We start from the raw sequence: 12,070 nt of genomic DNA, 5'->3' as shown, positions 1-12,070 counted from the left end.
CTCCAATACTTCGCATGCCCGGAATGGATAATTCCGGGCATGTTTTTTTATATGAACCGATTATTACTTTTTTTCTTTATTCTTAATTTTTTCAAGCCTTTTACGAAGAGTGGGCTCTCTTCCTTCCGTTCCGAATTCAAACCAGGATCTGTCCTTATAGCTGTCGGGAAGATATTGCTGCCGAACCCAATGGCGGGTAAAACTATGAGGATACTTGTAATCGTCCGACGCATTTTTGGCGTCTAAATACATGGACGCCAATTTGTTTGCCGTCTTGTCCCTCAGGTGTGATGGAACCTCTCCAGCTCCTTTCTTTTTGATCTCGCTGTTAATCTCAAAGATCGCTTTTGTACTGTTACTCTTGGGGCTGACGGACAAAAATATACATGCGTGCGATAAAAAATAGAATCCTTCCGGCATACCCGTTTTTAGAAAAGCTTCGTGAGCAGAATGGACTACCGTTATAGCGTAAGGGTCGGCCATACCTACATCTTCGGAAGCAAATATGAGCATTCGCCGAAATAGAAACTGTGGATCTTCCCCACCCTCCAGCATGGCATTCAACCAGTATAGTGCAGCGTCAGGATCCGAACCCCGCATCGACTTAATAAACGCTGAGGCGTAGTGATAATGTTCATCCCCGGCCCGATCGTACCGCACACTTCTTTTTTGAATCGACTCTTTTGCAATATCATGCGTAATCTTCACGCTCCCATCTTCACTTTTCGGTGTGGAGAGAGCTGCTACTTCTAATGCATTAAGCGCATTTCGAATATCGCCACCGGCATAATCGGCAAAGTGATCAACGGCTTCATCAGAAATTGAAATATCCATATAACCCAACCCTCGTTCCTCATCCTTCAGTGCACGTTCCAGCATTACAAAAACATCATCTTTCGTTAGCGGATATAGTTCAAACAGCTGGCAGCGAGAAAGCAACGGACTCACAAGTGTGTAAAACGGATTTTCGGTTGTAGCTCCCACTAATGTCAGAACCCCGGATTCCAAATGCGGCAGAAGCGCATCCTGCTGGGCTTTGTTCCACCGGTGAATCTCATCCACAAAAAGTATGGTCTTTTTCCCTGTGGCTTTTTTCTGATGCTCCGCCTTTGAGACCACCTTCCTCAACTCTTTAATACCATCGAGAACAGCATTGATCACTTCAAACCGGGCATCAATCTCTCTTGATATAACATGAGCCAAGGTTGTTTTTCCCGAACTTGGTGGTCCGTAAAATACAAGAGACCCGATCACACCGCTTTTAATCATCCGGTTAAGCATTTTTCCTTCGCCCACCAGGTGATCCTGTCCCACAAATTCATCCAGAGAGTGCGGCCTCATTCGTGTAGCTAAGGGTTGATCTTCATAATTTTGTTCCGGTATTGAATCACCTGAACTGCCTTCCTCAAAGAGATCCATATCAATTAATTTCTATCATATTAGCTTCTTCATATTCATTCAATGTACCAAGATAACCATGATTTTTGGAGAACCATTACATTATCAGACCCTCTTATCTTTAAAAATACTTGCAAATCATAAAAAAAACCGTTTATTAAAAATAGATATTTACTTCTAAAAAAACGGGAACTGCCATGAAAGTAATAGATTTGCTCAATCACAAAGGATCTGAAATCTACTCGATTCACTCAGATGACACAGTGTTCGTTGCCATTAAAAAAATGTCGGAACTGGGTATCGGTGCTCTTTTGGTTATTGATGATGAAAATTTAAACGGAATTATCTCTGAACGAGATTACAGGGATAAGGTGATTTTAAAGGGACGGCAATCTAAAAATACACCGGTCAAAGATATTATGACTTCGGATGTAATTTGCGTTCAGCCCAAAGATGACGTAAAGGTCTGCATGAAATTGATGACGGAACACAAAATCCGGCATCTGCCGGTACGAGACGGAGAGCAATTAGCCGGCGTAATTTCAATCGGTGATGTTGTACGATCCGTCATTGACCAACAAAAAGTAGAGATCAAATCCCTGCGAAATTATATCACCGGCGGAGGATACCCGGGATAGCATATTCTCAGCAACCTGCCAGAGTATCCGTGCTTTTCGGATTCCTGGCAGAGTTGCGAGTGTCGTTTTAGGATTGTTTAAAAAGTGTAGCCACTAAAACACCAAAACACTAAATTATTTTTTGTGTTTTACTCGAATTCTCAAATCCGACTTTACTCGTTCCGAAGGTCCTCCTTCGGAACGCCACCATTGAAGCTCCGCTTCTAATCATTATCGAACTCTCAGCTCCGACTTCTCGCGTGTGCTTGAAATATTTGGAGGCTCTCCAAAAAGATGTCATGTCTGAACCCCGCATTCCCGGGGCAGGCCCGATTCTCCAAAGGAGTCCTTGGGACAGAATCTCCAGACTTTAAATATGCTTGGAGATACCGGATCGGGGTCCGGAATGACAAAAATGAGAATATTGATTTCTCTCACATCCATTTCGGACAGTCTCCTGTGCGTTTCACGACCGAACCTGGCAGGAACTCAATCCTGACTGAGAGTCCATGGTCAACGAAGTCTTTGGCGTAGCAGACTCGCCATTGCCTTTGTATAAAAGAATAAAGAACTCTGGCAGGAACTCACTTCGTTCGTGCTCTGCCAGGTTCTTTTTATTAAATCGGTAAATTATCGTGCTTCTTCTTGGGTATGAAATCGACTTTATTCTGGCTCAACTCAAACGCTTTAATCAGTTTTTCTCTCGTTTCTGAAGGCTCAATCACATCATCAATAAAGCCGCGGGCCGCTGCCCTGTATGGATGTGCAAACTCTTCGTTATACTCATCCTCCAGCTCTTTCTGTTTTGCTTCGGGATCGTCGGCATTTGCAATCTCCTTCCTGAAGATGATCTCAACCGCTCCTTTGGTCCCCATCACGGCAATTTCTGCCGTCGGCCAGGCCACATTATAGTCGGCACGAATATGTTTGGAGTTCATAACATCGTACGCTCCTCCATAGGCTTTCCGGGTAATGACGGTCATTTTTGGCACAGTCGCTTCACAGAATGCATAAAGCAGTTTAGCTCCGTGTTTGATAATTCCGCCCCACTCCTGGTCGGTTCCCGGCAGGAATCCCGGAACATCTTCAAAGACAACCAGCGGAATGTTAAATGCATCGCAGAAGCGAACAAACCGGGCACCTTTCAGCGACGCATCAATATCGAGCACGCCAGCCAGTGATAAAGGCTGATTTGCAACAATTCCCACTGTTCGGCCATCAAGTCGTGCAAAGCCAACCACGATGTTATCAGCATAGCTCTCATGGATTTCAAAGAAGGAATCTTTATCCATCACACCTGATATAGCATCTTTTATATCGTACGGCTTATTGGGATTCAGTGGTACAAGTTCATCCAGTTGAGCTGCTTTCTTAGAATCAGGTTCCACTGATTTTTGAGCCGGTACTTTCTCTTCGCAGTTTTGCGGAACATACGTCATCATCTGCCGAATTTGGCGCAGGCATTCAGCATCGTTTTCGGTTGTAACATGGGCTACACCCGATTTCGTACCATGCACACTTGCACCGCCTAAATCTTCAGAGGTAACTTCTTCGTTCGTCACTGTTTTTACCACGTTGGGGCCTGTAACAAACATATAACTGGTATTTTTTACCATAAATACAAAGTCGGTCAGTGCCGGGCTATACACAGCTCCACCGGCACATGGGCCCATCACAGCTGAAATTTGCGGTACGACTCCCGAAGCCATGGAATTTCTCCAAAAAACTTCAGCATACCCACCGAGAGAACTCACTCCCTCCTGGATTCTCGCTCCGCCCGAGTCATTCAACCCGATAATCGGCACACCGTTTTTCATGGACAGATCCATAATTTTGCAAATCTTCTCTGCATGAGTTTCGGAAAGTGATCCGCCGAAAACCGTAAAATCCTGGCTGAAGATATACACAGGCCGGCCTTCAATTTTTGCAAAACCAGTTACTACGCCATCCCCCAAAACTTGCTTACCGTCCAGCCCAAAAGCCTGGCTTCGGTGAGTTACAAAGGCATCGATCTCCTCGAAACTTCCTTTGTCCACCAATATGTCAATACGCTCCCGCGCCGTTAGTTTTCCTTTATCATGTTGTTTTTTTATTCGAACTTCACCTCCGCCCTTTTTTGCTTCCTCTCTTAGTTTTTGTAACCGTTGTACTTTTCCGTTTTTTGTCATTTTAATCTCAATTGTCTTGTTTTGAATTGTTTTCTAAAAAAAAGCTATGCAACCGATCTGTAAAATCAACTGCTGCTTCATCATACACATCTACTTTATTTCTTGAAAAAACTTCTTTCTCAAGATACATAGATGCAGCCTTCCAGTTTTGGAAATCCATTATTTCTAACAACGCCTGCTCGTAAGCTGCGTCTGACCCCTTAAAAATTTCATCAATAAACCGATCTTTCTCATCGTCCAGCCACCTGGAAATTTTTTTTATTTTTTCGTCAGGGGCCTCATCATCGGTTGTTAAATCATAGATCGGTTCCTCTATAAACCCATCATCCATCTCCTCTTCAAACTCATCTGTAGATTCATCCTCAGAATCTTCGTCATACTCGTACCCCGAATCTGTATCAAGATCGTCTCTTTCCAGGAAAGACCGCCACATAGGTTGATCATCTTCTTCTTCATCGGAATCCACAGCTTCCGGCTCTGGCTGCGTGGACTCTTCTTGTTCGGTTTCAACCTCTTCCTTCTCCCTATTTTCAATGTTAAGGGAAAATTCCTCCTCATTCTCCTCGCTCTCTTCAGGGGATGTCTCAAAAAAATCTTTGTTTTCCTGAACATCTGTCAAGTCATTTTTTACAAGATTCATCTCCTCGTAGATTGATGAGGGGTTTTCTTTCCCGGATGATTCAGGAGTCTCTGTATCATCTTGAGTATCATCCTGCAGCAGATCTTCTCCGCTATCATCAAACTTAAATTTACTGAGCAGGGTGATATTGTCATCTTCAGCATCTTGCTCATCTTCCTTCTCAACAAGTGATAATGACTGCTCATTCTTGTCTTCCTCAAACAGATCATCCTCTCTTATTTGGGAAAACAGATCTACAATATTTTCATCCTGCTCCTCCTCTTCTTCTGTGTCATCAATATCTTCTGCATCCGTGGGATCCTCAGCAACAAAGTCCTCCTTCTTTTCCGGTTGATCCTGCTCAACCGTTTTTTCTTCCGGTTCCTCAAAATCTTCGGGTTCCTCAAGCTGAATTTCCCGATGATCTTTTTGGTCCGATTCCTCCACCACCTGCTCTTCCTCGGGTGTAATAACTTTTTCATCCTCGTCGGTTTTTTCAATCTCTACCACTTTTTCAGGTTCCGACTCCTCTTCAACCGGCACAAAAAGCTCCGGCTGCTCATCTTCATCCTCATCAATATCCAGCAGATCTGCCGAACTCAGTACTTCAATCAGTTCCGTTTCATTGAGATTATCATTCAGTTGACCGAATTTTCGGGCGTAAACGGGTTTCTCTTTATCATCAAAGAAAATCTGGAAAAGTTCGGTATCCACAGAAGGCCCCGCGATTTCAAAAACCGGCTTAAGCACCTGTGCCCAGTTAAGCGGATGGTAATTTTCAGCCAGCCTCTCATCGATCTTTTTCACCAGTTCTTTCGCCTGCTCAATCGTAATCTCATCTTTCTCTTTCTTTTCCATATACCGCAAGAGGGCCAGGCCAAGCTGTTTATTTACCTCCAGCGATTCTACTCTCACTTTAGCCGTTTCAAAATCGATAGTATCACGTGTTCTGAAAATCAATTCGGGTACAGCCTGTCGTGGTTTCAGGGCCAATTCCAGGCACTGTTCTACAGCTTCTGCCAGTATATATGATAGTTTGGAGGCCGGGAATCGCAAATGTTTTATAGATATATCCATAAAATTCTGCCAGGCCTGTTGGACGTTCCCGTCTTCTTGTTGAACCCACTTGGATTCAGGCATATGTAGTTCAGAACCGATAGTGGATGCCACATTTTTTCGAATTGTTTCGACAACTATGTATGGAAATCCAGCTGATAGCAGTTCATCGGGTGTGAAAAATTGTACCTGATCGGGAAGTTCCTGGAGAAGTTCTTGAGATATTTGTTCTGAAATCTGCTCCATAATGTGTTGAGGAGTGAGGTTACGAGTCAATACGTAAATGATGATATTTATGGTAATTTATCACATTTCCTATTTCTTAGAAAATAAGAGCTTCATTTAAAAAAACTTTTCTTTTTGATTGCACTCAGGCTACCTTTTGTTGATGATACAATTAAATACTGACAACCTGGAAAAGCGATTCGGGTCAAAGACCGTTTTTAGTAATCTCTCCATAGAAACAAATACACCTGTTTTAGGAATTGCTGGTATCAACGGTTCAGGGAAATCTACCCTTTTGAAATGCCTGGCGGGGCTTTTAAAACCCACTTCAGGAATTGTTCAATGGCGAGTAAACGGGCATGATATCAACCGTACAGATTTAAAAAAAGTTTTAGGCTTCGCTGCTCCATATATCCAACTTTATGAGGAGTTGACCGTCCGGGAAAATCTTGAATTTATTCAAAATGTGCGGTCATTGAATCCCAAACAATCACTTGCAGATCTGCTTGAACCACTTGGAGCAAGAAAGTTAATAGATATCAATTTTGGTGAACTGTCAACGGGTCAGCAGCAGCGAATAAAACTGGCAGCATCATTTATCCATAATCCAGATATATTACTACTCGATGAGCCCGGTTCAAATTTAGATGAGGCCGGCAAAGAGGTTATCACCACGCTGGTTGATCAGTTTAAAAATTCAGGGCGAATGGTTGTAATCGCCTCAAATCAGCAACATGAACTGGAACTTTGTAATGAAATTATTGAACTAAAAAAATAAAGGTAGTCGTTTGTTGTTCGTTGTCTGCCACATAACCCGTCTGACGGATGGCCTGGACGAGATAGCGCAAGCGTCTCGCTTGTGCTTTATATCACGGGCACGAGCGAGACGCTCGCGCCATTAGTACAAACATTCGCACCATTGACACGACAATCCACTAACGACCAACCAACAATTAACAAAACAGATGTATACAAAAGAAGATCAACAACTTGCACAGAAATTGCTCGAACACAGTACAGAACTGGAATCGGGGCAAAATATCATGCTTCAACTCATTGGCCTGAATGGAATAGGCCTTATGAGAGCTCTGGTGGAGGAAGTTCGAAAAAGAGATGCAAATCCGTTCATCAGGATTGAAGATACCGAAGTGAACCGGGTCATGCTGGAAAGCGGGACACCAGATTTTTGGAAACATATTGCTGCGGTTGACCAGCTACCCCTCATGCGCCAGATGGATGCATTTGTTGGAATTCGTGCATCAGAAAATATTTATGAAAATTCTGCCGTCTCAAAAGAGGAGAACAGTGCTTATTCTAAACATTTTCTCACGCCCGTTCATTATGAAGAGCGTGTTGAAAAAACGAATTGGGTTGTATTACGATATCCTTCCCCGGCATTTGCAATGAATGCGAAAATGCCAACTGAGAAATTTCGAGAATTCTATTACAACGCCTGTATTTTTGATTACGAATCCCTTCAAAAAGCTATGGTTCCTCTGGAAGAACTTCTCCGTGAGACTGATATGATCCGGCTGAAAGGAGAAGGCACGGATATCGAATTCTCTGTAAAGGGACAAAATTGGATCCCTTGTTTTGGAAAACGAAATATTCCTGATGGTGAACTTTTTTCATCTCCTATTCTTGATTCGGTGAACGGGCAGATCACGTACGCACCTTCTGTATTCCAGGGTAAACCGTTCGAATTTGTGAAGCTTGTAGTGGAAGACGGCGTTGTTGTGGATTTTGATTCCTCAAACAACATCGCTCTCGAAGAAATTCTGGATACAGACGAGGGGGCCCGCCGATTTGGTGAATTTAGTTTTGGATTAAATCCGGTGATTAAAGAACCGATGTATGATATTCTTTTTGATGAAAAAATCTACGGCTCCAATCACCTTACGCTCGGAAAAGATTATGCCATTGCACCGAACGGTAACAAAAGCAGTATTCACTGGGACCTGGTCTGCATCGGGCCGGATGTGTATTGCGACGGAGAGCTGATACGAAAAGGGCGGGAATTTGTGAAAGAGGAGTTGAAAGGGTTGAATCCGGAGTCTTTGTTAGGTTGAGCCGATTATACCAGATCCGCGAAGTCTCCCAGACTTCGCGGATCTTCATCTACTTTTCATTTGATTCTCTTTGTTTTAAAATCTCCTCTGCTGGCGCAAGCGTCCGCTTGTATGTGCTTAGCGAATGATTGTCAATCTAACCGTTGAATAGAGAACCTTGTAGAGTATGGAATACCGATATGCGATTGGAGATATTTGATCTCAGATATACGATTTGAACCTCTTCCTCTTAGATCTGCGATCGAATATCGCATATCTCCAATCTGAGATCAAAAAAATTCTGCTTTCAGCCGCTAAACAGATACGTACGCTTTCGCCAGTATATGTGTAGTTTAGAGAGTATATTTAGGAATAAATTATGGCACTAAATGCTTTGATAGCAGTCTCTTATCACAATAATATTGCTTTTTTCAGATTTTATTAACTAAATAAGAGTAACCTTTACTCTTAACCCCACACTCATGTCTGACCTACTTACTTCACTCAATTGGATTACAGTTATTGTAGCAACGGTGGTTTATTTTGCATTGGGGGCTTTGTGGTACAGCCCTGTTTTTTTCGGGAATATCTGGATGAAACTCCGGAATTTAGACCCTGAAACGATGGAACAGCCCAACCCTATTATCTATCTCTACTCCTTTATCCTTCAATTTATTGGGGTCGTCTCCCTCGCCCTGTTCATAACAGCTCTTGGGGTTGTGGGAGCCGCAAACGGTGCCCTCATAGGATTTGGAGCCGGAGCCGGTTTTGTGTTTTCACTTGCTGGTGCAACCGGAATTTTTACTGAAGTTCCAATGAAACTCCACTTCCTGGATAACGGATATCATGTGGTGGGATTGGTTTTGGCAGGCCTTATTCTTGGCTGGTGGTAGATGGCGAGGCAGAACGCAAAAGGGAAAAGTGAAAAGTAACCGGCTGGCGATTGTTCTTTTCGCCTGCCGGATTAAATGTTTATTGACTTGGGAATTCGTCCGCCGAAGAAAACAATCGACAGACGAAAACTTTTGCCTTCTGCGTTTTGCCTTTTCACTACCCTTAATCCGCCCACGCTTCGGCGTCACTGTACACTTCAACGAATTCGAGGCTGTTTCCATCTTTACTGACGGTCGCTTCGTACTCAACCATTTCAGTATCGTCTTCGCGCTTAATCAACTGCTTGGCAAGTTGGTTGACGATCTCCGTTTGAATGAGCCGCTTCAGCGGACGTGCACCATACACGGGATCGTAACCCCGGGTTGCAAGCCAATCTTTGGCTTTATCCGAAATTTTGAGTGACACTTTATTTCGTCCAAGCATTTTCTCCACTCGCCGCAACTGAATATCCACAATTTGACGGATATGGCTTTGGTCCAGTGGATGAAATACAACCACATCATCAATCCTGTTCAGAAACTCCGGACGGATAGTTTTTCGAAGTTTTTCAAGCAGTTGAGCCTGGAGATCTCTGTATGTATCCTCGTCCATCTCTCCACCACTCTTCTCAATCTCTTCTGAGATCAGGTGAGAGCCGATGTTACTGGTCATGATAATAATCGTGTTGGTAAAATTTACCGTTACGCCTTTATTATCGGTCAACCGGCCGTCATCAAGAACCTGGAGCAGTATATTGAACGCATCCGGATGTGCTTTCTCAATCTCATCCAGGAGAATTACGGAATAGGGTTTTCTTCGAACCGCCTCGGTTAACTGACCACCTTCATCGTATCCCACATAGCCGGGAGGTGCACCAATCAAACGGCTGACGCTGTGTTTTTCCATGTATTCACTCATATCAATTCGAATCATGGCGTCTTCATCATCAAAAAGAAAATCAGCCAGAGATCGGGCCAGCTCAGTTTTACCCACACCTGTAGATCCCAGGAACATAAACGATCCAATCGGGCGATTTTCATCCTGTAATCCTGCACGAGATCTTCTTACGGCATCAGATACAGCTTCAATCGCCTGGTCTTGACCAACTACTCGCTTATGAAGTTCATCTTCAAGCATCAACAGTTTTTGCCGTTCACTTGATAGCATCTTCGTTACCGGAATGCCGGTCCAGCGAGAGACAATCTCCGCAATCTCTTCCGCTTCAACTTGTTCTTTCAGGAGTGATTTGTTTTCCTGAACTTCATTCAGTTCCTCTTTCGTCTTGTCGAGATCTTTTTCAAGCTGCGTGATGGTTCCATATCTCAACTCAGCCACTTTTTCGTAGAATCCTTCCCGTTCGGCTTTGTCGGCTTCCAATTTTGCCGTTTCAATGGCTTGCTTGAGTTCGCGGGTTTTTTGAATGAGATTCTTTTCCAAATCCCATTGAGCTCGCATGGAGCTTCGTTTTTCTTCCAAGTCAGCCAACTCTTTCTCATTTGATTTGAGTTTGGCATCGTCTTTTTCTCGCTTCAGAGCCTCCCGTTCAATTTCAAGCTGACGAATCTGCCGTTCGATATGGTCCAGTTCTTCCGGCATTGAATCGATCTGCAAACGTAACCGGGATGCAGCTTCATCAATCAGGTCTATCGCCTTATCCGGCAGAAATCGCTCGGCAATGTATCGGTGAGATAGCTCCGCAGCCGCCACAATTGCAGCGTCCGTTATGCGAACCCCGTGATGGACTTCGTACCGCTCCTGCAAACCTCTCAGAATCGATACAGTGTCTTCCACCGAAGGCTCACCTACATATACAGTTTGAAGCCTTCTCTCAAGAGCTTTGTCTTTTTCAATGTATTTTCGGTACTCGGTCAGCGTGGTTGCTCCAATAGCATGGAGTTCACCTTTTGCCAGTGACGGCTTTAAGATGTTGGCGGCATCCATAGACCCCTCGGTAGCACCGGCTCCAACCAAAGTATGAATTTCGTCAATAAAGAGAATCAGTTCACCGTCTGAATCGATCACTTCGCGTACAACGGCTTTCAGGCGCTCTTCAAACTCACCTCTGAATTTTGTTCCGGCCACAAGTGACCCCATATCCAGGGCTACAATCTGTTTGGTCTTCAGGCCTTCCGGTACATCACCACGTACAATTCGCAGAGCAAGCCCTTCAGCAATCGCCGTTTTACCAACCCCCGGTTCACCAATTAGTACAGGGTTATTTTTTGTGCGGCGGGAAAGAATCTGCATAATCCGCCGAATCTCCTGGTCGCGTCCAATGACAGGATCCAGCTTATTTTTTTCAGCCAGTTCATTCAGATTCCGGGCATATTTTTCCAGTGCCTGGTAGCGGCTTTCGGCGTTGGGATCATCCACTTTTTGTGATCCGCGAACATCCTTGAGAACCTGTAACACCTGTTTTTTCTGAACACCCATCTCTTTCAGGGTTGATCCCGCTTCAGATGAAACTTGTAAAATACCTAAGAGAACATGTTCGGAGCTGATATATTCATCTCCGAGTTCATCGGCTTCAGTTTGGGCCTTATCAAAAACCTCTTTGGTCTTATTTGAAAGATACTGTCCGGAAACAGACGCACCCTTCACAACCGGAAATTTTTTAATCATCCGATCCAGTCTTTCCTGCAAATTGGGAATATTTGCACCAATTTTTTTCAGCATATTCACCGTTACGTTTTCGGGATCAGAAATCAGTGCCCGTAAAACGTGTGCCGGTTCAACCGCCTGGTGATTTTCATTTTGTGCAAGCTCAATACCAGCCTGAACAGCCTCCTGAGCTTTTATCGTAAATTTATTGAAGTTCATAACTTGCTAATATTTGTGCCTTTTTATTTAGAGTTGTTGCTAAAACCGTACCTCCAAATAAAGAACTGTCGGAATTGCAGAATCCTGACGAACAAAACACCCTATCAACAGGTAATTAAACGGAGTTGGCAGATATCTGACATAATGTTAAATCTAAACGGGAGATTGTCAGCTTAGATAGGTTCCTGAGTAACAGCTTTAATTCCAGTAATTAAATATATCCTCATCCATATTGCAGGTGCTCTC

8 protein-coding genes are annotated in these 12,070 nt (G+C 43.7%); 4 read left to right on the top strand and 4 right to left on the bottom strand.

The window, feature by feature from the left end; all coding sequences use genetic code 11:
- Positions 1–63: 63 nt before the first annotated feature.
- On the bottom strand, positions 64–1,419 hold the full coding sequence (locus U5K72_16820) for a replication-associated recombination protein A (protein ID MDZ7720480.1): 1,356 nt from the start codon (positions 1,417–1,419) through the stop codon (positions 64–66).
- Between the two features lie 176 nt (positions 1,420–1,595).
- Between U5K72_16820 and U5K72_16815 the strand changes: the two genes are divergently transcribed.
- Positions 1,596–2,036: a CBS domain-containing protein gene (locus U5K72_16815; protein ID MDZ7720479.1), complete on the top strand. Its 441-nt coding sequence runs from the start codon at positions 1,596–1,598 to the stop codon at positions 2,034–2,036.
- A 596-nt stretch (positions 2,037–2,632) separates the two neighbouring features.
- Here U5K72_16815 and U5K72_16810 read toward each other — a convergent pair.
- Entirely contained in the window at positions 2,633–4,183 is a 1,551-nt protein-coding gene (locus tag U5K72_16810) for an acyl-CoA carboxylase subunit beta (GenBank protein ID MDZ7720478.1), read from the bottom strand.
- 7 nt (positions 4,184–4,190) lie between these two features.
- A complete protein-coding gene (locus U5K72_16805; protein MDZ7720477.1) occupies positions 4,191–6,104 on the bottom strand; it encodes a hypothetical protein in 1,914 nt (637 codons plus the stop codon).
- 142 nt (positions 6,105–6,246) lie between these two features.
- Here U5K72_16805 and U5K72_16800 point away from each other — a divergent pair, with 142 nt between their 5' ends.
- The 3 genes from U5K72_16800 (at position 6,247) to U5K72_16790 (ending at position 9,024) form a co-directional block, all read left to right on the top strand.
- Entirely contained in the window at positions 6,247–6,861 is a 615-nt protein-coding gene (locus U5K72_16800) for an ABC transporter ATP-binding protein (protein MDZ7720476.1), read from the top strand.
- A gap of 187 nt (positions 6,862–7,048) precedes the next feature.
- Positions 7,049–8,152, top strand: coding sequence for an aminopeptidase (locus U5K72_16795; GenBank protein MDZ7720475.1), 1,104 nt, complete (start codon positions 7,049–7,051; stop codon positions 8,150–8,152).
- A gap of 461 nt (positions 8,153–8,613) precedes the next feature.
- Positions 8,614–9,024 carry a DUF1761 domain-containing protein gene (locus U5K72_16790; GenBank protein ID MDZ7720474.1) on the top strand — a complete coding sequence of 137 codons (411 nt, stop codon included), beginning with the start codon at positions 8,614–8,616 and terminating at the stop codon, positions 9,022–9,024.
- A gap of 163 nt (positions 9,025–9,187) precedes the next feature.
- On the opposite strand, the gene clpB is transcribed toward U5K72_16790, so the two are convergent.
- Entirely contained in the window at positions 9,188–11,824 is a 2,637-nt protein-coding gene (gene clpB / locus U5K72_16785) for an ATP-dependent chaperone ClpB (GenBank protein ID MDZ7720473.1), read from the bottom strand.
- Between the last annotated feature and the right edge of the window lie 246 nt (positions 11,825–12,070).

The organism is Balneolaceae bacterium (assembly GCA_034521495.1).
In the GTDB taxonomy this organism is placed as follows: Bacteria; Bacteroidota; Rhodothermia; order Balneolales; family Balneolaceae; genus Rhodohalobacter.
This window is presented reverse-complemented; position numbering and strand designations above follow the sequence as displayed.